Source organism: Flavobacterium koreense, from assembly GCF_054776075.1.
In genome coordinates this window covers 317,028-343,216 of sequence record NZ_BAAHCF010000029.1, presented here as the reverse complement: position 1 = coordinate 343,216, position 26,189 = coordinate 317,028, and the positions used below count along the sequence as shown (strand labels likewise).

Genomic DNA, 26,189 nt, shown 5'->3' with positions numbered 1-26,189 from the left:
ATTTACGATTCAATTTATTTTACATGCACGAAAATCAATCTACCATCCTAATTTATCAGACCGAAGATGGTGTTACTAAAATAGAAACACGTCTTTTGGATGAAACCGTTTGGCTTACCCAAGCACAACTCTGCGATTTATTTCAAAAATCGAAATCAACCATAAGTGAGCATCTAAAAAACATTTTTTTAGAAAATGAATTGGATGAAAATTCAGTTGTTCGGAAATTCCGAACAACTGCTTCTGATAGCAAAAATTATGAAACTTCATTCTACAATCTAGATGTAATAATTTCAGTTGGTTACAGAGTAAAATCACATCGTGGAACACAATTTAGAATTTGGGCAACGCAACGTCTGAAAGAATATTTGGTGAAAGGTTTTGCCATGAACGATGACTTGCTAAAACAAGTTGGTGGAGGAAATTATTTTGACGAATTATTGGCAAGAATTCGAGACATACGTTCGTCTGAAAAAGTATTTTGGAGAAAAGTTTTGGACATCTATTCTACAAGTATTGACTACAATCCATCATTAGAAACTTCACAAAATTTCTTCAAAACAATTCAAAATAAAATGCATTGGGCAACTCATGGAAATACAGCTGCAGAAATTATTTACAATCGAATTGATGCTACAAAACCAAATCTTGGACTAACCAATTTTAAAGGAGAAAAGCCAACATTGCAAGAAACAGAAGTTGCTAAAAACTATTTAAACGAAAAAGAATTAAATCTTTTAAATCGAATTGTTACAGCATATTTAGAGTTTGCAGAACTTCAAGCATTGAATCAAAAACCAATGTACATGAAAGATTGGATAGAACGATTAGATGATTTTCTAAAAATGTCAGGTCAAGAAATTTTAGATCATTTTGGTACAATAAGTCATGAGCAAGCACTTGAAAAAGCTAAATTAGAATATGATAAATTCAAAGAATCTACTAAAAATGAACTCTCAAAAGTAGAAAAATATTTTATAAATCAAATAGAAAACACTTCTAAAAAACTAAAGAAATAAAATAGAATGCTCACCAACATCAACCCAAAACTTCCTATGCGTAACAAGAAAATTACGATGGATTTTTACCTCAACAAATTAGAATTTCAATTGTTTGGAAGTGCCGATTTTGATGGCTATTTGATGGTACAAAAAGACGAAATTCAAATACATTTCTTTGAGTTTAAAGATTTAAATCCAGATGAGAATTATGGACAAGTTTACATTAGAACCAATGCTATTGACAATTTGTATCAAACGTTTTTAGATGCAAAAGTGTGGATTCATCCCAACGGACAATTGGAAAACAAACCTTGGCAACAAAGAGAATTTTCGATACTCGACCCTGATAAAAATTTACTAACGTTTGGCGAAAGCTTGTAAAAATAAATCTATGATTCACGAAGACACTTTAAGCTATAACAATTCAAAATCAACTGAAGACAAAGCTATTTGTGACAAATTGTTGGAAATCATTCAAAAACATCTTTCCGATTTTGAAAATAAAGTTTGGCATGCGCATCCTGTTTGGTTTGATAATGGCAACCCTATTGTAGGTTATGACAAACTAAAGAATGGTGTACGATTGATGTTTTGGAGTGGCGCAAGTTTTGAAGAATCGGAACTTAAATTAGGTTCAGGAAAATTTAAAGATGCTTCTAAAACTTACACTTCTGTTGATGAAATAAACGTTACTGATATAGAACGTTGGCTTCAAAAATCAAGAGAAATCCAATGGGATTATAAAAATATTGTGAAACGAAAAGGTGTTTTAGAACGCTTAAAATAAAATGAAAATGAAAAAAATAATTATACTCCTGATTTTGTTAGGCACAAAAAACCTAAGTGCACAGACTAACAATGATAAACTGATTTTGGAAAAATGTAAAAAACCATTAATAGAAGTTTACAAAACACATAGCATTCTATTCGACAAAATCGAAAACTACTTGGTAGAAAATTCAAAAATTGAGCAACCAAAATTTAACAACGTAAGAGATTACAAAATTGATTCAATTAATAGAATACATAACTTGAATTTATGCGATTTTTATTTGCAATTGAGAAAAAACAACCAACAATTTTATCCTTTAATCAAATCGAAAGAAGAAGCTATCTTAATTTCTAATTTTGTTACGGAACGATTTGTGAAAATTGATTCGCTGTATCGATCTTTTGTAGAAGAAAAAAAGGTAGAAAAAGTTTCAGAAAATACAACCAACATCAAAGTAAGCGACACTTTAAAACCTATTTATGAGATTGGACCAACGATTGATGCTTGTAAAGATTCTCCATTGGGAATTGAACAATGTAGTTATCAAATCATTTATAAAGCTATAATGAACAATTATGCAGTTCCTGAAATACGCATCATTGAAAAAAGTATATTAAAGATATTCGTGAATTTTAGAATAAATAAGGAAGGAATTGTAGAAGCCATTAGAATTAACAAAACTTCAGGATATTTTGAATTTGATATGGAAGCTATAAACGTCATTAATAGAATCGGAAAAAATAAAAAATTCAATCCAGCTACAGTCAATAATAAAGCTGTTTCTGTTTATTATACAATACCAATTAACGTGATGAGTCAACAAGATTAGTAGTTGTGATTATACAAAAAAAAAAGTAACTTTGATTAACTAACCAAAAAAACTCTTTTATGAAAAACATTATTTTAAAAAACGGATTGATTGGAGGATTGATTGTAGCCGTATTTTCTGGAATGAGCGTCTATTTTCATTCTAAAAATCTTGAGGATGCCACTTTAAGCTATATTTTAGGTTTTACTGGAATGTTTATAGGTTTTGCCTTTACATTCGTAGGAATGAAGCAATATCGTGATACCGTAAACAGTGGAACAATAACATTTGGAAAGGCCTTTACCATTGGTTTTTTAATTGCTTTAATTATTTCTACTATTTATGTTTTAGTATGGCTTGTAGAATTATATAATTTCTATCCTGATTTTATGGAAAAGTATTCCGCAATGGAAATTAAAAATTTAGAATCAAGTGGTTTAAATGCTGCAGATTTACAAGCAAAGATTGATGAATTAAATCAGATGAAAGAATCCTATAAAAATCCTTTTTTTGTAATTGGTATGACCTATTTTGAGATTTTACCTATTGGAATCGTTTTTTCTTTGATAAGTGCTTTAATCACCAAGAAAAGCAAATAAAAGAAACAAAAAAAGGTACGTAATTTAAAACGTACCTTTTTTTATATTTCAATATTAAATTATTTTTTATCCTTAGTAAATTCAAAGGTTTGTCCGCTTATTGAAAGTGTAAAACCATCTTTAGTATTGTTGAATTGAACAGTCAAACCTGCTTGCTCTAAAGTAAACTTACCATTTCCTTTATCGTCAAGTGGTGTTGAAGGTTGTCCTGGTGAGTTGATTACCAAACTATCATCTTCTTCAGTAAAACTAATTTTTAAAGGAATTTTAGTACTTGAGTATTCACCAACGTAAGCATCAAGACCTTTGCTCTTCTCTACTCCATTCTTAGCATCTGTCCAAACGTTGTTTTCTTCATTTACATCTGGAAATGATTTATCTGGATCTAAAGTTATTGATTCTAATTCTTCGGTAGTATCCACATTAAAAGTCCATGAGTTGTTGCGTTGCCAAATTTCTACAGGTAATGTTTTTCTTGATGTTTTTCCAGTTTTAGTTTTCATTTCTACTACAACTGGCATAGGCATTTTCTCAAGGTTTTGAATGGTTATTGTAGCACCATTTTTAGCATTACCTTTAACATACTTAACTTTAGTAATAGCTTGGTCTAAAGGCCAATTATTCATAATCCAACCTCTCCAAAACCATCCTAAATCTTCTCCAGTTACATTTTCAAAAGTTCTAAAGAAATCATCTGGTTGTGGATGTTTGTATGCCCAACGCTCAATATAAACTCTAAAAGCTTTGTCAAAACGCTCTGGTCCTACTACAGAATTTCTCAACATTTCTAATCCAGAACCTGGTTTGTAGTAAGCCAAGATTCCTAAGTTGGCTTCTTTCAAATTATCTGGTGCTGCAATTACAGGTTCCATTTCTGGATTACTCAATACAAATGCCGCTTGGTGCATGTCTGTAACTGGTTGCTTGTATTCACCGTTATTAAAATCTTGAGAACTTAAACCATTAATAAACGTATTAAATCCTTCGTCCATCCATGCAAACAAACGCTCATTAGAACCAACAATCATTGGAAACCAAATATGACCAAATTCATGATCAGTAACTCCCCATAAATCAGCACCTCTTGATTCCCAGCTACAGAAAACAATTCCAGGATACTCCATTCCACCTTCGTTTCCAGCTACATTAGTTGCTGCTGGATAAGGATATTCAAACCATCTTTTAGAATAATTTTCAATCGATGCTTTTGTATATTCTGTTGAACGTTCCCAACCGTTATTTCCATTACTTTCTACTGGATAAGCAGAAATAGCCAATGATTTTTTCCCACTTGGAAGATTGATTTTAGCAGCATCAACCACAAAAGCTGGTGAAGAAGCCCAAGAAAAATCACGTGAATTTTTAATTTTAAATTTCCAAGTCAGAGTAGTTTTTCCAGCAGGTCTTGATGACGCATTAGTTACCTCATCTACAGTTCTAATCATAACTGTTTTATCGCTTGCTTTTGCTGCAGTCCAACGTTTCTGTTGCTCAGCAGTATAAACTTCATTTTGGTTTAATAATTCACCTGAACCAACAACAATGTGTGATGCAGGAGCCGTAATCGATACATCAAAATCACCATATTCTAAATAAAACTCACCTGCTCCTAAATAAGGTCTTGTATTCCAACCGCGAACATCATCATAGACACACATTCTTGGATACCATTGCGCCATGGTAAAGATTTTTCCATTTTTAGTTTCTAAAACTCCCATTCTATCCGAACCGTATTCTGGCGATACAAATGCAAAGTCAATTTTTAGTTTTACAGAAGCTCCATTAGCATTCAAGCTCTGAGGTAAATCTACCTGCATTCTTGTGTCTGTAATAGTGAATTTTGCGTCTTTTTCAGTTGATTTTCCAGCTACTGTTGTAACTACTTTTATTGAATTAATTCTGAATCCTCCATCAAAATCTTGTCCTTTCGCTCCATTTCTACTTCCTTTTAGTGGAATAATAGCGTTTCCTCTTGAATCTTTTTTGAATAAGTTTTGATCTAAATTCAGCCATAAAAAGCTCAATTTATCTGGACTATTATTAGTGTAAGTCAAAACTTCTGAACCTTTAATTTCATTTGTTTTCTCATCTAAAGAAGCTGTAATTGAATAATCGGCTCTGTTTTGCCAATATTTTGGACCAGGTTGCCCACTTGCCGAACGCGTTTCAGTAGCATTTTTGGTATAAAAATTGTTACCAAATGCTTCATTGTAGTTGTAGTTTGAACTAGCAGGCGTCTGCTGTGCTGTTGCAGTAGAGAAACTTAAAACTAGAGTTCCAAGAGCCAATGCTTTGATAAAAAAGTGTTTCATAAATTGAGTATTTATTTATTAGAGCAAATAAATAAAAAAATGTTACACTAATTTTAGTTTTATGTTTAATTTCACAAAATAATAATTTGTTTATGATTGAAATCAACTTTCATCCCTTTAAAAATCTTGAAACAGAACGTTTATTATTAAGACGAGTTTCAAAAGATGACCTAAATGAAATACTAGAACTAAGAGGTAATCCTGAAACGATGAAGTTCATTCCGCGTCCATTGGTTAAAACCGAAGAAGATGCTTTAAATCATTTTAAGATGATTGATGAAAAGATTGAAAAAAATGAAGGCATTAATTGGGCTATAACTGTAAAAGGAAATCCAAAACTTATAGGAATTATTGGTCATTATAGAATTCAACCCGAAAATCATCGTTGTGAAATAGGTTATATGATTTTACCACAATATAACGGTCAAGGAATCGTTACAGAAGCTATAAAAGCTGTTTTAGAATATGGCTTCGAGGATATGAATATGCATTCTATTGAAGCTGTTATTGATCCTGACAATATTGCTTCGGAACGTGTTCTCCAAAAAAATGGCTTAATAAAAGAAGCTCACATATTAGAAAATGAATATTATGATGGTAAATTTTGGGACACTGTTATCTATTCAATATTGAAAAGAAATTTTAAAAAATAATCAACCAACACATTACATGAACGAATTTGAAAAACAATACCAAGAGTTATTAAACTTTCTCAAGTTTGATGACTTCACAATTCTTACCAAAAGAATTATTGATTTAACCTTAGATACTGAGGATTTAAATCATTATAAAAAAACTAATGATTTTTTAATATGGCTAGACCAGAATGAAAATAATGTTGAAGGCAAAAAAGAAAAGTATCAAGCTGTTCTTTCAGATTTACAGGCTACACTTATAAATAAACCAATTGCAGAAAAGCAGGTTTTAGTTTCTACAAGTAGTTTAGAAAAAAGTTATGGTAGTTCGAGTTTTGGATTAGGTCCAATAGAAATGGAATTGCGTCAAGGAGAAATTCTTGGTTTGGTTGGTGAAAATGGAAATGGTAAGACTACACTTTTGCGTTGTTTGTGTGGTGAACTTTATGCAACTGGAGGTACAATAAACTATCATTTTAAGTATGATGACCAGTTTGATTTGAGAACAAGATTAGTTTACATACCTCAAAGGACAGATACTTGGTATGGCTCTATGTTTGAGAACTTACAATTCACAGCTTCTAGTTATGGTTACAAACCTGAAGAAAATGAATTGATTATAGAATTAATCATCGCTCGATTAGGATTGCGAAAATTCAGAAATCATAGTTGGAAGAGTTTATCTTCTGGATACAAAATGCGTTTTGAATTGGCGCGAATGCTTTTAAGAAAACCAAAAATATTGTTGATAGATGAGCCATTGGCAAATTTAGATATCTTAGCACAACAAACTGTTCTTGAGGATTTTAAAGCAATCGCTAAATCGCCTTTTAGACCTATTGGAATCGTATTAAGTTCACAACAATTGTATGAGGTTGAAAAAACTTCTGATCAAGTGATTTTCTTAAAGCATGGAAAACAGAAAAATCTTCACGAAAAATCTGTTTCAGAAAATGAAATTCCTATTGAAAATTATTTGGTTATTGAGTTTGAAAGCGAATGGTCACAAAGCCAATTGGGAGAAACTTTTGGAAAATTAGACTTGGTTTCACTACAATTTAATGGTGGTACTTATATTGTTAGTTTCAAAGAAAGTGTTACCGTATACGACTTTATGAATCTGCTTGTTTCAGAAAAAATTCCGGTGCAGTATTTTAGAAATATTTCCAACTCAACACGTCGCTTTTTTGTATCCTAAATCTATAAATTATGTTTAAAAATATTCAAAAATACCTCCTAATAAATCATCCCTTACTTTGGAATTTAAAAATTGTTCCTGTAAGCGCGTTTCTTATTTTATTCAATATCATTTTCATCCTTTTGGGTTATTTAAATGGTGCAATAGATTTTACCGAAACCGACAATGATTATTCTAGAAATGATAATGATGATATTATTATTTTCTTTAGTGTGATGATTTCAATTTTAACAGCAATAGTTTGGCTGGTTTATTATTTGAAAAACAATGCTTTAAAATCGTATTATCCTAAGAATAACTTTTCTTTATTTAAGGAATGGTTACTTATTCTTGTCGTTTGTTTTCTTAATAGTTCACTAATAATGGCCTACTTATATGGTAAAGATTTAAAAGTGAGAAGCTATTACACTGAAAGTGAAGCTAAAAAAAGATGTGAAATTTTAAGTCAAGGTTCCTTTTTTGTATCGGGTTCTTATAGTTATCACTACAACAACGATAATTATGAAGGTGATGCTATGGTTGAAGCAGCAAGTTATGCTGATACAGCACCAGCAGTTGTTGATTCAGCCACAATTAAAGATCATTTTTTCTATAGAGGAAGAAAATATTCAAATTTTTCATTGTTAGATAAAAACATTAATTCCTATAGTTTCTTTGGATATAATGAAGATTCTTTGCGAAAAATGAAGATAAAAGATTGGTTGTTTTACAATAAAAAAGATTCTGTAAAATCGTTATTTAAAAATTACTTGGCTATTGTTAAAGAACATAAATTAAAAGCGAATATTGATGAAGATAAATGGACCGAATTGGTTTATGATTATCCAAAATTTGAGAAGTATAAAAACATTGGAGCAGAAGAATTTGAAGTATCCTATGATTATGAAAATGAAATAAGAAGAAATCAAATAGATACCTCAGAACAATACGTAAAGAAAGTTAAAGACACCTATTACTTATATAATAAATATTATGTGCCTGAAAATTCTTTAAAACATTCTTATGAGACAATTTCTAATAGTTGGACAAAACCGAGTGTGAGTATTGATACAATTTTATTGTTATTATACATAGCTATAGGTTTTTCACTAGTATTATTTTCATTTAGAGTAACCTCTGGAAGAAATTTTTTAATTGCTATTGTGGCTCTTGGAGTTGTAAATATTTTAATAGGAATCTTGACTGCGATTATATCCTCTGAATATTTTTATTTGGCAGCGTTATTATTACTTACCATTATTCTTTTTGTTTATTTAATTCTAGTAATACATAGAAAAAAAGGAAAAGGAATTTCTGGAATTACCTTAAATGCAACACTTTGGTTGTTACCATCATTTGGTCCTATAGTTTATGCAATAGTTTTAGAATTGGCTAAAAGTACTACAAACTACTATGAAATTATTGATATAGGTTTGCGAAATGAGAAGTTTCCATTCATTTCATTTTTAAAAGATTATGCCTATGAATTATTATGGTTTAATGTTTTATTCATTTTCATAATGATGTTATTCTTTTCAAGAAAAATAAAACAATGGCGCGGAATTGCTGAAAACTAATAACTTAAAAACCCTTTAAATTAATTTTTAAAGGGTTTTAAATTTGGGTAAAGTTCTTATATAAAGCTCTTCTACTTTTTTTCTTGCCCAGTCTGTTTTTCTTAGAAAGGTAAGACTAGATTTTACACTTGGATTATCTGAAAAACATTTAATTCTAATCAATTCTGACAAGGTATCGAATCCATAAAAATCTACTAATTGCTCTACTATTTTTTGTAAAGTTATACCGTGTAGTGGGTCTTTTGATTTTTCCATATCGCAAAAGTACTATTAAAATTGATTGCATAAAAAAACCATCAAAATTTCTCTTGATGGTTTTATAATTTTAATGATACTATTTATTGAACCGCTAAAGCTGCATTTACGTTACCATAACCATAATCTGCATTTCTATTAGGGAAATAAGTAGCTGATTGACGCATTTTGTTTAGCACTTGGTCTCTTGTCCAAGAAGGATTCTTTGACCAAACTAACGCAGCTATTCCAGCTGTTGTTGCAGTTGCTACTGAAGAACCTCCTACATAATCATTTTGATTATCATAATAACTTGTAACTGGAACTGTATTACCTGAAGCTGCTCTTTGCATTTGAATCGTAAATTCAATTTTTCCACCTGAGTGGCAAACATCACATTTTTGGTTAGATGTTCCTTCAATAACTCCAGTAACGGCAACTGTTTCTGCCATCCAAGCTGGGAAAATAACACCCACAAAATTAGTAAAGCTTGTTGAAGTTCCACCGGCACAGAAGATTAATTTTCCTTTACTGTAAGCATATTTCACACCATCCTCAATTTTTCCAGAAGAGAAGATATGTCCCATTGACATAGAAATGATTTTCACACTAGTATTATTTGCTAAAGCAGTGAAAGCATTTTTTACACCATTTTGTTCGTGATATCCATCTAAAACAACATTAGAAGCAGCTCTGTAAACAACTAGATTAGAATTGTAAGCAACACCAACAGGCAAACCATTATCGTTTCTTGGTGCTGCAGCTACAGATGACATACTTGTTCCATGACCACATTGATCATTTGGTCCGTCTGTACTTGTGCTCCAAGGCCAAATTGAATCTACATAAGTACCATATTTTTGAATTGTTCTTCCAGTTGAAAGACCATCATTAAAATTAGTACCCAACAAAGTTTGATTTGGAGAAACTCCTGTGTCAATGATTCCAATTGTGATGCCTCGACCTGTGGCAGTATTCCAAGCAGTTGGAATATTATGTTGGTAAAACGACCATGGCACTTTAGCACCTGGAGTAACCGTAGTAAAATCGGAAGTACTTAATGTTGACGATTCAAATCCACATCCTGAAGAACCTGAAGAACTAGATTCTGCTAAAGATACTTTTTGTTGTGCTGTCTCAAAATATTTGTAATCACCTGGTTCAACGTAACGTATTTTAGCAGTTTTTCTTAAAGCTATAATTGTTTCTTGCTTTTCAATATAAACATCAACCAAATTCAAATAGGCATCACTTGAAAGCAAAACATCTTCTTTAGACTTTCCTTCATAATGCGCAACTAGATTCAGAATACTAGCTTGTGTTTTAGCATTATCTGCTGATTTACTTCTATCAAAATCTGTAGCTGAATTACCAAAACCAATAGTTATGATATGATTTCCTCTAAATGAAGCACTCCAAAGTAAATGATTTGAAGCATTTTTCCAACTGAAGCTTCCTTTTGTAGCAATAGCTTCATCAATTTGAGCATTTACTTGTTGTGCTGTTAATGGATCCTTTTGAGAAGCATCGACTGAAATTTCATCAAATGAATCTTCTTTAGAACATGAAGCAAAGACAAACACTGATAAAATGATAATTTTTAGAAAATTTTTTGTCATACTAGTATTTTTTTAAGGTTGGTTTTACGAATGTAATAATTTTTTAAATATAATAGCAAAAAAAAGTCATCATTAAAAAATGATGACCTTTCCGTCCGAACTAAATCGGGACTAACCAATAACTCTAAATATAATCTAATTTCTTAGAATAAAAATTTAACACCAACTTGTAGGTTACCAATTTGTCTGTCAGCAACAGAGTTCATTGGATTTGCATTAAATTGGAATGTAGTTGTTTTATCACCTGTAGCAGGAGTTTCAGTTACTGAACCAACATTAAAGATAGTGAATGAAGTTTCAACTGTTAACCATTTATTAACTACATAATCAAAACCTGGAGCTAATTCTAAAGCGAATGAAGAAGTTTTTCCATCAGAAATTTTGTCTTTTCCAAACGTAACAGGTAAAGCAGCTTGACCATAGAAGAATAATCCACCAGAAACATTCCAATATTTTCTTACTAAAGGTTTTACAACAAATGTACTTGCATCACCAGTTGTAGTTCCTGCACCATTAACTGTTTTCGAGCTAATATTTCCGATACCTAAACCTACAGTTACTGATGGAGAAATGAAATTTCCAACGATTGGTAAAATCATGTTAGAATCTGATTTTGCATCACCTGTTTTAGTAGATGAAAACGATACTTGACCAGCAGCCCACCATGTTCCTTGTAATCCTTTACTTTCTTTCTCTTGTGCATTTGCAGTTAAACCAAATAATGCTATTGCTGCAACTAATAAAATTTTTTTCATTTTGTTTTTAGTTTTAAAATTATAGGACAAATTTATTGTCAAGTTTTCTTAAAAAAACTGATATAAATCATAGTTTGAAATTTTTTTTGATACTAAATAATTTTACTTTTACTTTCACTATTTAGTTAGTACATTTGCCTCAGAATGATTAAAACAGCCAACATACTTAATAAAAGAGCCAAATTTGATTATGAGATAATCGAAACTTATTCGGCTGGAATCGTTTTGACTGGAACTGAAATAAAATCTATTAGATTAGGAAAAGCCAACATCACTGAAAGTTTTTGTGAGTTTAATGACCATAACGAACTTTTTGCTATTAATACTTCTATAGAGGAATACTCTTTTGGTAATCAGTTTAATCATAAAGCTCGCAGCGAAAGAAAACTACTACTTAATAAAAGAGAGCTTAAATCATTAGAAAAAAGTATTGATACTAAAGGATTAACCATAATTCCGTTACGTTTATTTACTAACGAAAAAGGATTAGCTAAATTAGAAATTGGACTTTGTAGAGGTAAGAAAACCTACGATAAACGCGAATCTTTAAAAGAACAAGATACCAAGCGAGATATCGAACGAATTAAAAAATCATTTTAAAATTTTTAAAAAATTTTGTTATTGTTTTTTTGTCTTGAAAAAATGACTAAATTTGTCAAGACAAAATAAAACATTTTAATTAGAATGAAAACTTTATTAAAAAATGCAAGAGAAGAAAAAGGAATAAAAACTAGAGAGTTAGCACAACTTTTAGGTATTGATCAAGCATTGATAAGTAAGTTTGAAAGCGGATCAAGAAAACCAACTAAAGAACAAGTTGCCAAATTAGCGCAGGTTTTAGATTTAGATTATGAAACCTTAATGGTTGCTTGGTTAAAAGAGCGTATTCTTTATGAAATTGGTTCAGATGAATTAGCTTTGAAGGCAATGATACTTGCTGAAGAACAAATAAAATATAACGTAAGTTTCGTTAGAAAATCGATTTCAAAAAATTTACAAAATATTTTAAATGATATTGATGCACTAAAAAATAAACTAAACCAATTTCGTCAATTTGATAGTTTTAGAATTGCACAAGCATTAGAATTAGAATACACTTTTGAAAGTAACAGAATAGAAGGAAACACTCTTACATTACGTGAAACCGATTTGGTTATCAATGAAGGATTGACTATTTCTGGAAAAAGTATGCGTGAACATTTAGAGGCAATTAATCACGTTGAAGCTATAGCCTACATTAAACAATTAATGGAACGCAATTTTCCTTTAAACGAAAGTGAACTACTTTCTGTTCACAATTTAATTTTAAGAGGAATTATTCCTGAAGATGCTGGTCGATATCGTCAAGTACAAGTTATGATAAAAGGAAGCAGTCACATGCCTCCACAACCTTTTATAGTTGCAAAAGAAATGGAAGACTATTTCATTTGGTATGAAGAAAACAAAAGTAAGATGCACCCAGTTGTTTTAGCAGCAGAAATGCATGAAAGACTAGTTACTATTCATCCTTTCATAGATGGAAATGGTAGAACTTCTCGTTTAATAATGAATCTAATTCTTTTACAAAACGGATACGTGATTGCCAATATAAAAGGAGATTACGAAACTAGAATGAACTATTACAAAACGCTTGAAACAGCACAAACTTCAAATAATAAAGAAGACTTTTTGCTATTTATTGCACAAGTAGAAAAAGAGTGTTTAGAGCGTTATATAAACATAATTAGTAAATAAAAACCCATTCTGTTTAGGAATGGGTTTCTTTATTTTTATTTAAATCCAACTATCTGTTCTTCTGCGGCAATTACATCTTCAACATATTTTTTGTATTCTAAATAATCTGTTGTAGAAATTTTATCCCAATTTAAAGTAACTGTTCTAACAACCTTTAATGTATTTGGCTTTACTAATTCAAAGGCTATTTGGTATTTATGTCCTTTAAAAGTAAACGTTTTTCCTTCTGGAACTTCTGTAAACTTTTTGTCTTGTGGAATATTTAAAATTACTTCAGAATTATATTCATTACTTGTTTCATAAGAAAAATAATCAATATCGTATTTTCTACTTTCTAAAGAAATAATATCTCTTGTGTAAACTTTATCTAGAAATGGAATATCAGTAATTTTTAGATTTCCAACCGTTTGAATTCTTTCTGAAATTGAAAACTGTGTTTCAAACGTAATGTCTTTATCGTAAGTTTCGTTTTTAACAACTTTAGAAGATTGCAATGAAACAACTTTCTTTAATTTAGAATTATAATCCTCTTCTATTCTTTTCTTACGAACATCTTCTGTAGTTGCATCAGAAAACAATTCATTATAATATGATTTATTGGCTCCGCTTATTGTAAAAGTATTTGTAAAACTTTTTGATTTATCATCAATAGTCATAGTTGTTACTGCATTTGTAACATTTTTCAAAGCATTATCAAATGGGATTCCAATAATTTTAGATTTCTCGTTTTCAGCTTTATCAAATGAGATTACAAGTGCATTGGCATTATACAAACTACTTGGCAATGCTTTAAATGGAAGATACTTATCTGTTAATTCTAAAAAATAATCTTTACCATCAATTGCAACTTTTACGATACAATGATTGAAGTCATTTGATGGCAATAACATAGAAGTAAATCCATTATCGTTTGTAGTCACCAAAACCAAATTAGCTTTCATTCCTGCCAATTGCGATAAAGCGACGAATAAAGTAGAAACATCTTTACAATCACCAAGTTTTGTTGTAATAGTTTTAGATGGTTTTTGAGGAACATAACCACTTTGTCTAAAATCTAAAGAACTGTATTTAATATTATTTCCAATATAAGAGTATATTTTTTTAGCTATTTCTTCTTGAGAAATTCCAGTTACACCATTTGGAAAAATTTCGGCAAAAGTTTTCTTTGTAATTTTATCTAATTTCAAATTTTTCTTTACCAAATCAGAATACCAATTTGAAATTTCTTTCCACGACTTTATAGTACTAATTCTAATAGTATTAGTCAAGTCACTAAAATTTGGTGCATAAGATTCAGAAAGAGCCATTGCAGGAACATTAGTTCTCTTCCAAATCATATAAGTTTTATTATTTACTTTTTTAGTTGTTGATGGAACTGTTCCGTTGATAAAATCTGAAATGTATTCTGTTCCTGGAGGATAGATAAATCCAAAAACTGTTTCTACTGCAGGATAATAGCTATTGAAATAACAAGACAAATCAAAATCTTTATAGAATCTTCCATAAGAATTCTCATATCTTTCATATTGAATGTAGATTACATCACCTACTTTCAAATCGGTAAATACTAATGTTCCATCACCTTCTTCTGCAGGAACTATAGAACCATCTTGCTTAACAATTTCAGATTTTAAAACACTATTACTGTAAGATTGCAAGCTGTACTCTTTAAGCTCTTCAATTCCTTTTTCTGAAGTAATTTCATAAAGAAAAGTAACTTTAGATTTTCTTCCGCCTTCTGGCAAAATATTTACAATGTATTCATCTAAAAGAGTCGTTACTCCAAAATCACCTTTCAAAGTTGAATTTCTTCTTTGTTTAATAACTTTATAGATATCTTTGGTTGCTACCTCTTCTATCTCATCTGGAGTTTTTGTAATATCATAAAGTTTCTTACGCAATGAGCTATTACTAGAATTGTGAGATAATGATTGTCTGATGAATTTTTCAGCATCTTTAACGTTATTAAGACTATTGTAAATAGTTCCTTTTTTCTCCATCAAAGAAAATGAATACGGAAAATTAGCTAAAGCTCTGTCAACCTCAACCAATGCTTCTGTATATCTTTTTTCATCAACCAAATGATTAATATAATCTACTCTTAAATCATTTGAGTAAGGATATCTGGTACTAACATCGTGAATCATTTTCTCAACATCATCTTTTTTATCTGCGTCTTCGTAATACCCTCTTAATTGATTTAAAGCGATAAGATTCTCTTTTGAAGCAACTAAATCCTCAAGCATTTTTATGGTTTTAGCCTTATCATTTTTTAACTTTTCATAAATCCCAGAAAATGTGGTAACATAAAATTCATTATTGTCTGATTTAGCAAATAAATCCTCCAACTTTTGAATCATTAAATTGATATCAGATTTTCTTGAAGCCAAAATAAAATCAAACAAAGTTGTTACCATTTCTGATTTTACAGAGGTGGTTTTTTCACGAAATTTTTCAAGCTCTACAATGTTTGCTGAACGCATCCAATCTTGATCTTGAATTTTCTTGATGATATTATAGTAATAAAACTCATCATTAATCTCCATATTTTTGGCAATCTCTTCAACTTTTTGAGTTTCCTTCTTATTAGAATAATTAGTCATTTGAAGCACTTGGATAAAAGAAGATTTTGGATATTCTTTTATTAATTCTTCAATGATATCATTTGCCAAATCATTTTTACTATTATTAGAATAGGCTTCAAATAATAAAATCTTGTATAAAACATTACTTGGATTTTTAGCAATCAAATCTTTAAAATAATCTTCGAATGTTGGATTCAATTCAACTACATTCAATTGCTCAAGAGTTGATTTATTGTAAGCTTTAAATTTATTTGAAATCGTTAAATCTGAAATCTTATTGTTAGTTTCATCTGTTAACGACACAAAGAAATTATCATTACTAGAATTAGTTGAGAATTTTACTAATAATCTATTTGTTCCTTTCAACAACTTGAATTTCAATCTAAAGGCATTCAAATCGGTGTGTTCTGCCATGTTATTAGCATAAATTTCAGCATCATTTACAAAGATTTTGATAGAAGAACTAGTACCAAAATTTAAATACACTTCTTTATCAGAAGGTGAATCAATGAATACTTGAGAATACATAATTCCGTCACCATATTCTGACTCATTGCTATAAAAGTGATAACCTTCTTCTTGCTTGTCAACAGGAATATACCAACCAATTTTTCCGTTGCTATTTGCATCAAACAATTTATCGTTATTAGCATAAACTTCTGGTTCGTATTCTGTTTCTAATCCACTGTCATTTAAATTTTCAAAAGCTCCACAATATTGCCAATCTTCAATAGCATTCAATTTTTTAATATTATCGCTAAAACCTTGTGGATTTTTTCTTTTTCTATCGCAAACCGCCTTGAAATAAATTACCAAAGGATCTTTTCCAAAAACTTCTGAAGCAGCTAAAAGATCTATTTTCTTGTAGGTATAATCATTGTAACCATTGGTATTTGCATTATCCATCATGTAAGGTTTGTACCAAACTGGATACAGATAATTTTTCTCCTTACAAGTAACTAAAAATTGCTTTAAAATTTGATCATCAAATGCTAGTGTGCCCATTTCATATTGTAACATAGCGTCCAATATCAAATAATCTACATTAGTGTTCATTTTGGCTTTTAATTCTTTATCGAAAAGTTTTCTGGCATCTTCACGTTTGTTAGACAATAACAAATCCCATACTTTTTTTTCAGCTGTTTGTGCAAATGTTACATTTACAAACAGAATACAAATGGCAATGATTTTTTTCATTAATTTGGTTGGTTTAATTTTGGTACAATATAGTAATTCTTGTGAAACGTTGTAAATTAATTCTTATTTTCTAAAAGAGGCACAAATTTAAAATCACCAAATTCATGTTTTTCAAATTGGGTTTCGTTTTTACGAATTAACATAGTCATAATTTGCTCTTTTTCTCCAACAGGAATAACTAATTTACCTCCAATCTTTAATTGTGCCATAAGTGGCTTTGGAATAATTGGAGCACCAGCAGTGACAATAATACTATCAAATGGAGCGTGATTAGGTAATCCTTTATAACCATCTCCAAACGATAAATGTTTTGGACGAATTCCAAGTTTTGGTAATAAAAGTGATGTAGTTTTAAATAATTCATTTTGTCTTTCAACTGAATATACTTTGGCTCCAAGCAAACACAAAACTGCTGTTTGATATCCACTACCAGTCCCAATTTCTAAAATTTTATCATCTTTTTTAACGTCTAAAAGTTGACTTTGAAATGCTACAGTATAAGGTTGTGAAATAGTTTGTCCAGCACCTATTGGAAATGCTTTGTCTTGGTAGGCAAAATCTTCAAAACTTGAATTCAAAAACAAGTGCCTTGGAATTTTTTTTATAGCTTCCAAAACGTTTTTATCGGTAATTCCTTTTTCTTCAAGCTGTTTAGCTAATTGATTTCTAAGTCCTTGATGTTTGTTTGTATCTTTCAATTTGGGCAAGTATTTATTTTGTAAAAATAGAAAACAAATTATCAATTATCAATTACGAATTATCAATTAATTACTATTTTTGATAAAATTTTATTTTATGCTTAAAGTTGGCGTTTTAGGTGCCGGTCACCTCGGAAAAATACACTTACGATTGTTGAATCAATCTGAAAAATATGAATTAGTTGGTTTTTATGATGAAAATGCTGAATATGCAGATAAAATAGCTGCTGAATTTGGGTATAAACGTTTCGATACCATTGCCAAATTAATTCACGCTGTTGATGTAATAGATATTGTTACTCCTACTCTTTCACATTACAAATGTGCTAAAGTTTCTATTAAAAGTGGTAAACATGTTTTTATAGAAAAACCAATTGCAACAACTGTTGCAGAAGCAGAAGAAATCATTGCTTTAGCCAAAGAATACAATGTAAAAGGTCAAGTTGGACATGTGGAGAGATTCAATCCTGCGTTTATAGCTGTAAAAGATATGATTGAAAGCCCAATGTTTATTGAAACGCATCGTTTGGCAGAATTTAATCCTCGTGGTACTGATGTTCCTGTGGTTTTAGATTTGATGATTCATGATATCGACGCTATTTTGAGTGTTGTAAAATCAAAAGTTAAAGCCGTTCACGCCAGTGGAGTTTCAGTTTTGAGTCAGTCGCCAGATATTGCCAACGCCCGAATTGAGTTTGAAAACGGTTGCGTTGCCAACATAACTTCGAGCAGAATTTCGATGAAGAACATGCGTAAATCTCGTTTCTTTCAAAAAGACGCCTACATCTCTGTCGATTATTTAGATAAAATTTGTGAAGTTGTAAAAATGAAAGACGCACCAGAAGTTCCAGGTGATTTTGATATGATTTTACAAAATGCAGAAGGCGAAAAGAAACAAATCTATTTTGCCAATCCAGAAGTTGCTCCAAACAACGCCATTTTAGACGAATTAGAAACTTTTGCTGATGCCATTGTAAATAATACAACTCCAATAGTAACTTTAGAAGATGGAACCGAAGCTTTGAGAGTAGCTTATATGATTATTGATTCGATGAACGAAAAATAATATTGACCGCAAATTCGCAAATTAAAATATAAAATTTATGAATTTGCGGTGGAAAAAATTAAAACAAACTAAACAAACATAATGAAAACAATAGCTGTAATAGGCGCAGGAACGATGGGCAACGGAATTGCTCACACTTTTGCACAAAGCGGATTTACCGTAAAATTAATCGATATTTCAGAGAAATCTTTAGAAAAAGGAATGGCTACCATTGCTTCCAACCTTGACCGAATGGTTTCTAAAGGAACTATCACCGAAGATGACAAACACAAAACTATCGGAAACATAATTACTTACACCGACATAAAAGATGGTGTTGTTGGAACCGATTTAGTAGTAGAAGCTGCTACAGAAAATGTAACTTTAAAGCTAAATATTTTCAAACAATTAAGTGAAGTTTGCGATCATAACGTGATTTTGGCAACGAATACATCTTCAATTTCAATTACTCAAATAGCTGCGCAAGTAGTTCATCCAGAACGTGTAATCGGAATGCACTTTATGAATCCGGTTCCGATTATGAAATTGGTTGAAATTATTCGTGGTTACAACACTTCTGATGAAGTAACTAAAATCATAATGGATTTATCTGTAAAATTAGGAAAAACTCCAACAGAAGTAAACGATTATCCTGGATTTGTAGCTAACAGAATCCTTATGCCAATGATTAACGAATCAATTGAAACTTTATATAACGGAGTTGCTGGCGTTGAAGAAATTGATACGGTAATGAAACTAGGAATGGCACATCCAATGGGACCATTGCAATTAGCAGATTTTATTGGACTTGACGTTTGCCTTTCGATTCTAAATGTAATGTACGACGGTTTCAAAAATCCAAAATATGCTCCTTGCCCACTTTTAGTAAATATGGTAATGGCAGGAAAACTCGGAGTAAAATCTGGTGAAGGTTTCTACGATTATTCTGAAAGTAAAAAAGCAGAGAAAGTTTCTAAACAATTTAAATAAAATTTAACCACAAAGAGCACGAAGAAAGCACAAAGCTCACAAAAAAAATCTTCGTGTACTTTGTGCAAAACTTTGTGACCTTCGTGGTTAAGCAACATGAGCAAAATAATCCCTTTCAAAGCCGTTCGTCCAACTCCTGATAAAGTAGCGTTGGTAACTTGTCGTAATTATGATGACTATTCGCCTGCGGAATTGGCTTCGTGGTTGGATTTCAATCCTTATTCGTTTTTGCACGTGATTAATCCTGCCTATGTTCATTCGCAGAAAATTACTTTGGACAAGCGTTTCAAAGGTGTTGCTCATAAATATCAAGATTTCAAAAATGATGGAATTTTTCTTGAAGATGAAAAAGCGGCTTTCTTTTTGTATGAAATTCAGACGAAAAGTCAATCTTTTACAGGAATTGTAGCAGGAACTTCAATTGATGATTATAAAAATAATATCATCAAAAAACACGAAGATACTTTGCAATATCGTGTAGAATTATTCAAAGATTATTTGCATCAAACAGGTTTCAATACAGAACCAGTTTTGATAACTTATCCAGATAAATCAGAAATCAACAATTGGATTTCAGAAAAGAAAAAAGAACAGCCAATTTATCATTTTGCCACAACCAACAAAGAAAAACATACACTTTGGAAAGTTGATTCTGACTCAGAAATAGCTTGGTTAGAAAAACAATTTGAAAACATTCCAGAATTATATATTGCTGATGGTCACCACCGTTCGGCTTCGGCAGAATTATTATTTGATGAAGACAATCATTTAGGAAATCAGAATCTGAATTATTTTATGAGTTTTCTAATTGCTGAAAGTAATGTCAAAATTTATGAGTTCAACCGAATCATTCGTGATTTGAATGGTCATTCGAAAGAAGAATTTATTCTAAAGCTATCAGAACATTTCATCATCAAAACCAAAGAACAAGAATTGTGGAAACCACAAGGAAAATTTGAATTCGGAATGTATTTAGATGGTGCTTTTTATGCGCTGTTTTACAAAGTCAATGACAATGACAATATCAAAAAGCAAAATTCAATATTATCAAATTTAGATGCACAAGTTTTATACGATAAAGTATTGCAACCCATTTTAGGAATAGAAGATTTGAGAAACGACGAACGAATTGAATACATTCCTGGTAAACAATCTATTTTAACCATAAAAGAGTTGGTAGACGAAGGTGAATTTGAAGTCGGATTCATGTTGTTCCCAAGTGATATTTCAGAAATTAAAGCTTTGGCAGACAACAATTTAATTATGCCTCCAAAATCAACTTATATTGAACCTAAATTTCGTAGTGGATTGATGGTGTATGAACTATAAGTACGAAATACTGAAAAATAGTTATAACAAAATTTAAAATGAGAAAATTACTTCTATTCTTCTTAATTTCGGCTACTTCTTTTTCTCAAAACAAATCACTTACTATTAAGCAGATTGATAGTATTTGTTTAAAATCAAAAAAAAACATTGAACAGAAATTTGAAATTGAAAGGAGTGTGAGTGTTAGTCGTAAAAAGACTTTAAAAATTAAAACTGATGCCTTATTAAAAATATATAAAAAATCATATTTAGATACAATAAAAGTTGATTCAATGGCAATAGTCGGTCCAGACTATCCTATTCCACAACCTGAAATAATTAAAGCCACTTATGAATATGAAACAATATATAACAAAAAAAGTGTTGAATATGTATTTGTAGAATTATATTATGAAAATAATAAAATTAAAAACATAAAAGTTTTAAACACATATTACAATGGTACTTATAGTATTTTTACAAACTTTTCAAGTTTAGAAAAAGATAATGATATCACATATTTCAGTTTCTGTGAAAGCTTTAATAATTGGATTTATGGTATATCTAAAAAAATAGACAATATTTTTTACGAAAGAAAATGGAAATAATAAAACAAAACCTCCTCAATATACAATCACAACTTCCTAAAAACGTTACATTAGTTGCCGTTTCTAAAACCAAACCTGTAGCTGATTTGATGGAAGCTTATAATGCTGGTCAACGTGTTTTTGGAGAAAATTATGTCCAAGAATTAGTTGAAAAACATGAAGCACTTCCTAAAGATATTCAATGGCATTTTATTGGTCATTTACAATCACGAAAAGTAAAACTTATTGCTCCATTTGTAAATTTGATTCACGGAGTTGATAGTTTAAAATTATTACACGAAATCAACAAAGAAGCTCAAAAAAATAATCGCGTTATTGATTGTTTGCTTCAAATTTTTATTGCCGAAGAAGAAAGTAAATTTGGATTGGATGAAAAGGAATTAACAGAGATTATATCTTCTGAAGAATTCAAAAACCTGAAAAACATAAGAATTATTGGTTTGATGGGAATGGCAACCTTCACAGAAAATCACAACCAAATTAAAAAAGAATTCCAAAACTTGAAAACAGTTTTCGACAAAGTAAGTGAACTGAAAACTGAAAACTGCCAACTGAACACTATCTCAATGGGAATGTCTGGCGATTATCAATTAGCAATTGAATGTGGAAGTACAATGGTTCGAATAGGAAGTAGTATCTTTGGAAACAGAAATTATAATAATTAAAGTTGAGATTCCTTCTGAATGACAGACTGAAAACTGAAAACTGAACACTGAATACTATTTTGTACTGCATACTCGACATAGAAACCACTGGAGGTCAATTCAACGAAGAAGGAATTACCGAAATCGCCATCTACAAATATGATGGTCACGAAGTCGTGGATCAATTTATCAGTTTGGTCAATCCTGAAAAGGAAATTCAGCCATTTGTAGTTAAGTTAACTGGAATCAATAATGCTATGTTGCGCTCGGCTCCAAAGTTTTATGAAGTTGCCAAAAGAATTATTGAAATTACACAAGATTGTATTGTTGTAGCTCACAATTCTTCATTTGATTATCGAATTTTAAGAACCGAATTTACTCGATTGGGTTACGATTTTATTCGTCCAACGCTTTGTACGGTTGAATTATCTAAAAAACTTATTCCTGGAATGGAATCGTATAGTTTGGGAAAATTGGTTCGGGCTTTGGGAATTCCAGTAACCGATAGACATAGAGCTAGTGGTGATGCGTTAGCGACCGTCAAATTGTTCAAATTATTATTATCAAAAGATACTGAAAAAGAGATTTTAATTAGTTCTATAAAAGCAGAAATTAAAAGCGGTTTGACTCCAAAATTGCTTGATATTGTTGAAAGTTTACCCTACAAAACTGGTATTTATTACATTCACAATGAAAAAGGTGATTTGGTTTATATTGGCAAAAGCAAGAACATTAAAAAACGTGTCAATCAACATTTTACAGGTAAAACGAATAAATGTAAAAAAATTCAATTAGAAGTTTTTGCAGTAACTTATGAAGAAACTGGAAGTGAATTGATTGCGCTTTTGAAAGAAAGTGAAGAAATCAAAATTAACAAACCAATTTACAATCGTGCGCAGCGTAAAAGTATTTTTCAATATGCTTTGTATGAAGTTTTAGACGACAATGGTTACTTGAATTTACGTCTTCAAAAAGCAGATGGTAGAAAGAAAGAAATTACAGCATTTACAACACTTCAAGAAGGAAAAAATGCGTTGTTTAGAATCACCGAGAAATATAATTTATGTCAGAAATTGAACGGATTGTATGAAACGCAAAACGGATGTTTTCAACACAAAATAAAAGAATGCAACGGCGCTTGTTTAGGAAAAGAATCACCTGCGGAATATAACCAACGTGTTGAAGATTTTATCAATGAAATGATGTTTGAAAATAACAATATGATTATCATTGATAGAGGTAGAAAAGTTGATGAACGAAGTGCTATTTTAATTGAAAACGGCATTTACAAAGGCTATTGTTTCTATGATTTGAATTATCAAATTACTAATGTTGAAGTCTTGAAAAACATTATTATTCCGATGCAAAATAATCGAGATACACGAACTATTATTCAGAGTTATTTGAGAAAAAATAAGGTATTGAAGATTATGAAGTTTTAAAAAGAAAATAGAGAAAATAGACCTTTTGAATTATTTAATTACCATCATCGGACCAACTGCTATAGGAAAGACTTCCTTGAGTATTGCTTTGGCTCAGCATTTTGATTGCGATATTATTTCGTGTGATAGTCGCCAATTTTTTAAGGAAATGAAAATTGGTACTGCTGTTCCAAATGAGAAAGAATTAGCAAGTGCAACGCATCATTTTATTCAAAATAAATCCATTTTTGAAAATTACACTGTTGGAGATTTCGAAAAGGAAGCTATTGCCAAATTAGACGAATTATTTCAGAAAAACAACATCCAAATCATGGTTGGCGGTTCTGGTTTGTATGTTGATGCTATTTTGAAAGGATTTGATAGCTTTCCTCATATTGACTCTAATGTTCGTGATGAAGTTCGCATGAATTATGAAGAAAAAGGAATCGAATATCTTCAAAATCAGTTGCAAGTATTAGATAATTACTATTTCAATTTTATAACAGAAACTAATCCTCAAACATTGCAAAATCCGCAACGAATGATGCGCTTTGTTGAAGTTTGCATTGGAACAAGAAAACCGTATTCCTCATTTTTGAATAAAGAAAAAAACAAAAGAAACTTCACTCCAATCATAATCGGATTGGAAGCCGAAAGGTCAATAATGTATGAAAGAATCAACCAAAGAGTTGATATTATGATAAATGAAGGATTGCTTGCAGAAGCTGAAAAGTTGTTTCCAAATAAAGATTTGAATGCCTTACAAACAGTTGGCTACAGAGAATTATTCGATTATTTTGAAGAAAAAACTTCATTAGATTTTGCAATCGAAGAAATCAAAAAAAACACAAGACGCTTTTCAAAACGTCAATTGACTTGGTTTAAAAGAACCGAAAATGCGGTTTGGTTTGATTATTTGACTGATAGAAAAGAAATAATTAATCATATTAATCAACACTTTAAGTCTTAATACTTAATAATCAAATCTTAATACTTAATACTTCCATGCCAATTTCACCTAGCTTCACTTCTATTCTAACCAAAGATTGGGAAATCAATTTTCTACAATGTTATCCTAATGGCTATTTGAAATATACTGAATTGTGTAATCTTTTTCAGTTGACAGCAGCAACACATTCGGAAGTTGGTGGTGTTAGTTTTAGCGATATGCAAGAATTTCACCAAGCTTGGGTTTTAAGTAAAATGCGAGTTGAAATTAAGCAATTACCCAAATGGAAAGATAAAGTAACGGTTAAAACTTGGATAAAATCGTTAGAAAATTCGCGTTCTACACGTTGTTTAGAATTGTATCTTGGTGATGAAAAGATTGTGGGTTGCGAAACTTTTTGGGCCGTTTTTAATACCAAAACACGTCGTCCGGAAGCTTTGGCTTTGCCTCATGAACATTTTGAAAAATATCCAAATGTTAGTGCAACTGAAAAAAGTTATGCAAAAATAGATCTTCAGCAGGAATTTGAAGAAGTTGCAGAACGAACTGTTTTACTATCTGATTTGGATATTGTCAATCATGCCAATAGTGTAAAATATTTAGAATGGTGTTTGGATTGTGTGGATTCAAAAAAGCTTTTAAAACAAGAATTAACTGCTTTTGAAATGAATTACTTAAAAGAAGTTTCGTTGAATGAAGTAATTACAATTGGTAAGAATAAGAACGTTTATACAGTAAGTAAAGATGGAAAAGTTTACTTTGGATTGGAACTTGAATTGAAATAAAAAAGCCCCAATTTCTTGGAGCTTTATGTTTATTTTTTTACGACTAATCTAAATCCTTCACCGTGAATGTTCAAAATTTCTACATTTGGATCTTCTTTTAGATATTTTCTTAGTTTAGCAATGTAAACGTCCATACTTCTTGATGTGAAGTAATTATCGTCTCTCCAAATTTTTGTTAATGCTAATTCTCTTGGCATTAAATCTTCCACATAAAGTGCTAACATTTTTAACAATTCGTTTTCTTTTGGTGACAATTTTATTGGTTCGTTACCTGGAAAATTCAAGAAACGTAGTTTAGAATTCAAATGAAACTTACCAATTTGGAATTCAAACTGAACATTTTCAGCTTTAGTTTCAGATGATTTTCTTTGCATGATGGCTTTGATTTTCATCAACAAAACTTCAGAATCGAACGGTTTGTTAAGATAATCGTCTGCTCCTACTTTGTATCCTTTCAATACGTCTTCTTTCATGGTTTTAGCCGTTAGGAACACGATAGGCACTTCTTTATTTTTCTCACGGATTTCTTTAGCTAAAGTATATCCATCTTTGTAAGGCATCATTACGTCAAGAATGCACAAATCGTAAGTGTCTTTTTTAAACTTTTCAAAACCTTCCATCCCATTTTTTGCCAATACAACATCAAAATCATTTAACATTAAATAATCTTTCAGAATGGCTCCAAAGTTTTGATCGTCTTCAACTAATAATATTTTTTTATTTTCTTTTTCCATAA

General features: G+C 30.7%; 25 protein-coding genes. 18 read left to right on the top strand and 7 right to left on the bottom strand.

Annotated elements, in window-relative coordinates; translation table 11 throughout:
• Positions 1–23 precede the first annotated feature (23 nt).
• Genes ACYU7A_RS09785 through ACYU7A_RS09765 form a run of 5 tightly spaced genes read left to right on the top strand, consistent with a single transcriptional unit; the run spans position 24 to position 3,180 of the window.
• Complete coding sequence (locus ACYU7A_RS09785) at positions 24–1,019, top strand: virulence RhuM family protein (protein WP_460576135.1); 996 nt, start codon at positions 24–26, stop codon at positions 1,017–1,019.
• 6 nt (positions 1,020–1,025) lie between these two features.
• Positions 1,026–1,382: a bleomycin resistance protein gene (locus tag ACYU7A_RS09780; protein ID WP_460576133.1), complete on the top strand. Its 357-nt coding sequence runs from the start codon at positions 1,026–1,028 to the stop codon at positions 1,380–1,382.
• A 10-nt stretch (positions 1,383–1,392) separates the two neighbouring features.
• Positions 1,393–1,788, top strand: a complete 396-nt coding sequence (locus ACYU7A_RS09775) for a DUF1801 domain-containing protein (protein ID WP_460576131.1) — start codon at positions 1,393–1,395, stop codon at positions 1,786–1,788.
• A gap of 7 nt (positions 1,789–1,795) precedes the next feature.
• A complete protein-coding gene (locus ACYU7A_RS09770) occupies positions 1,796–2,602 on the top strand; it encodes an energy transducer TonB (protein ID WP_460576129.1) in 807 nt (268 codons plus the stop codon).
• 59 nt (positions 2,603–2,661) lie between these two features.
• Positions 2,662–3,180, top strand: a complete 519-nt coding sequence (locus ACYU7A_RS09765; RefSeq protein ID WP_460576127.1) for a DUF4199 domain-containing protein — start codon at positions 2,662–2,664, stop codon at positions 3,178–3,180.
• 59 nt (positions 3,181–3,239) lie between these two features.
• On the opposite strand, the gene ACYU7A_RS09760 is transcribed toward ACYU7A_RS09765, so the two are convergent.
• On the bottom strand, positions 3,240–5,492 hold the full coding sequence (locus ACYU7A_RS09760) for a M1 family metallopeptidase (RefSeq protein WP_460576125.1): 2,253 nt from the start codon (positions 5,490–5,492) through the stop codon (positions 3,240–3,242).
• 92 nt (positions 5,493–5,584) lie between these two features.
• Here ACYU7A_RS09760 and ACYU7A_RS09755 point away from each other — a divergent pair, with 92 nt between their 5' ends.
• Genes ACYU7A_RS09755 through ACYU7A_RS09745 form a run of 3 tightly spaced genes read left to right on the top strand, consistent with a single transcriptional unit; the run spans position 5,585 to position 8,881 of the window.
• Positions 5,585–6,145, top strand: coding sequence for a GNAT family N-acetyltransferase (locus ACYU7A_RS09755; protein ID WP_460576123.1), 561 nt, complete (start codon positions 5,585–5,587; stop codon positions 6,143–6,145).
• A 16-nt stretch (positions 6,146–6,161) separates the two neighbouring features.
• Positions 6,162–7,325, top strand: a complete 1,164-nt coding sequence (locus tag ACYU7A_RS09750) for an ABC transporter ATP-binding protein (RefSeq protein ID WP_460576121.1) — start codon at positions 6,162–6,164, stop codon at positions 7,323–7,325.
• Between the two features lie 11 nt (positions 7,326–7,336).
• The gene (locus tag ACYU7A_RS09745) at positions 7,337–8,881 is read left to right on the top strand and encodes a hypothetical protein (protein ID WP_460576119.1); all 1,545 of its coding nucleotides are present in this window, start codon (positions 7,337–7,339) and stop codon (positions 8,879–8,881) included.
• A 27-nt stretch (positions 8,882–8,908) separates the two neighbouring features.
• Here ACYU7A_RS09745 and ACYU7A_RS09740 read toward each other — a convergent pair whose 3' ends face one another.
• The 3 genes from ACYU7A_RS09740 to ACYU7A_RS09730 all read right to left on the bottom strand — a co-directional run bounded on the left by ACYU7A_RS09740 (position 8,909) and on the right by ACYU7A_RS09730 (position 11,489).
• Positions 8,909–9,136: a VF530 family protein gene (locus ACYU7A_RS09740; protein WP_344814890.1), complete on the bottom strand. Its 228-nt coding sequence runs from the start codon at positions 9,134–9,136 to the stop codon at positions 8,909–8,911.
• An 83-nt stretch (positions 9,137–9,219) separates the two neighbouring features.
• Positions 9,220–10,734 carry a S8 family peptidase gene (locus ACYU7A_RS09735; RefSeq protein WP_460576117.1) on the bottom strand — a complete coding sequence of 505 codons (1,515 nt, stop codon included), beginning with the start codon at positions 10,732–10,734 and terminating at the stop codon, positions 9,220–9,222.
• 143 nt (positions 10,735–10,877) lie between these two features.
• A complete protein-coding gene (locus tag ACYU7A_RS09730) occupies positions 10,878–11,489 on the bottom strand; it encodes an outer membrane beta-barrel protein (RefSeq protein WP_460576115.1) in 612 nt (203 codons plus the stop codon).
• 144 nt (positions 11,490–11,633) lie between these two features.
• Here ACYU7A_RS09730 and smpB point away from each other — a divergent pair, with 144 nt between their 5' ends.
• Together smpB and ACYU7A_RS09720 are read left to right on the top strand one after the other, a co-directional pair.
• Positions 11,634–12,089 carry an SsrA-binding protein SmpB gene (gene smpB / locus ACYU7A_RS09725; protein WP_298306055.1) on the top strand — a complete coding sequence of 152 codons (456 nt, stop codon included), beginning with the start codon at positions 11,634–11,636 and terminating at the stop codon, positions 12,087–12,089.
• An 84-nt stretch (positions 12,090–12,173) separates the two neighbouring features.
• Complete coding sequence (locus ACYU7A_RS09720) at positions 12,174–13,223, top strand: Fic family protein (RefSeq protein ID WP_460576113.1); 1,050 nt, start codon at positions 12,174–12,176, stop codon at positions 13,221–13,223.
• A 35-nt stretch (positions 13,224–13,258) separates the two neighbouring features.
• Here ACYU7A_RS09720 and ACYU7A_RS09715 read toward each other — a convergent pair whose 3' ends face one another.
• Positions 13,259–17,005, bottom strand: a complete 3,747-nt coding sequence (locus ACYU7A_RS09715; protein ID WP_460576111.1) for a transglutaminase domain-containing protein — start codon at positions 17,003–17,005, stop codon at positions 13,259–13,261.
• A 56-nt stretch (positions 17,006–17,061) separates the two neighbouring features.
• The gene (locus ACYU7A_RS09710; protein ID WP_298306062.1) at positions 17,062–17,703 is read right to left on the bottom strand and encodes a protein-L-isoaspartate(D-aspartate) O-methyltransferase; all 642 of its coding nucleotides are present in this window, start codon (positions 17,701–17,703) and stop codon (positions 17,062–17,064) included.
• Between the two features lie 97 nt (positions 17,704–17,800).
• Between ACYU7A_RS09710 and ACYU7A_RS09705 the strand changes: the two genes are divergently transcribed.
• The 8 genes from ACYU7A_RS09705 to ACYU7A_RS09670 all read left to right on the top strand — a co-directional run bounded on the left by ACYU7A_RS09705 (position 17,801) and on the right by ACYU7A_RS09670 (position 25,453).
• Positions 17,801–18,769, top strand: coding sequence for a Gfo/Idh/MocA family protein (locus ACYU7A_RS09705; protein ID WP_460576108.1), 969 nt, complete (start codon positions 17,801–17,803; stop codon positions 18,767–18,769).
• Between the two features lie 81 nt (positions 18,770–18,850).
• Positions 18,851–19,738, top strand: a complete 888-nt coding sequence (locus tag ACYU7A_RS09700; RefSeq protein ID WP_460576106.1) for a 3-hydroxyacyl-CoA dehydrogenase family protein — start codon at positions 18,851–18,853, stop codon at positions 19,736–19,738.
• 96 nt (positions 19,739–19,834) lie between these two features.
• A complete protein-coding gene (locus ACYU7A_RS09695) occupies positions 19,835–21,067 on the top strand; it encodes a DUF1015 domain-containing protein (RefSeq protein WP_460576104.1) in 1,233 nt (410 codons plus the stop codon).
• A 38-nt stretch (positions 21,068–21,105) separates the two neighbouring features.
• Positions 21,106–21,654, top strand: coding sequence for a hypothetical protein (locus ACYU7A_RS09690; protein ID WP_460576102.1), 549 nt, complete (start codon positions 21,106–21,108; stop codon positions 21,652–21,654).
• Positions 21,645–22,319: a YggS family pyridoxal phosphate-dependent enzyme gene (locus tag ACYU7A_RS09685; RefSeq protein WP_460576100.1), complete on the top strand. Its 675-nt coding sequence runs from the start codon at positions 21,645–21,647 to the stop codon at positions 22,317–22,319. The genes ACYU7A_RS09690 and ACYU7A_RS09685 overlap by 10 nt, the downstream gene beginning before the upstream one ends.
• A gap of 59 nt (positions 22,320–22,378) precedes the next feature.
• Positions 22,379–23,740 carry an exonuclease domain-containing protein gene (locus ACYU7A_RS09680; protein WP_460576098.1) on the top strand — a complete coding sequence of 454 codons (1,362 nt, stop codon included), beginning with the start codon at positions 22,379–22,381 and terminating at the stop codon, positions 23,738–23,740.
• Between the two features lie 25 nt (positions 23,741–23,765).
• Positions 23,766–24,689, top strand: a complete 924-nt coding sequence (miaA, locus tag ACYU7A_RS09675) for a tRNA (adenosine(37)-N6)-dimethylallyltransferase MiaA (RefSeq protein ID WP_460576096.1) — start codon at positions 23,766–23,768, stop codon at positions 24,687–24,689.
• 35 nt (positions 24,690–24,724) lie between these two features.
• A complete protein-coding gene (locus ACYU7A_RS09670) occupies positions 24,725–25,453 on the top strand; it encodes an acyl-[acyl-carrier-protein] thioesterase (protein WP_460576094.1) in 729 nt (242 codons plus the stop codon).
• 29 nt (positions 25,454–25,482) lie between these two features.
• On the opposite strand, the gene ACYU7A_RS09665 is transcribed toward ACYU7A_RS09670, so the two are convergent.
• Positions 25,483–26,187, bottom strand: a complete 705-nt coding sequence (locus tag ACYU7A_RS09665) for a response regulator transcription factor (RefSeq protein ID WP_298306159.1) — start codon at positions 26,185–26,187, stop codon at positions 25,483–25,485.
• Positions 26,188–26,189: the final 2 nt, after the last annotated feature.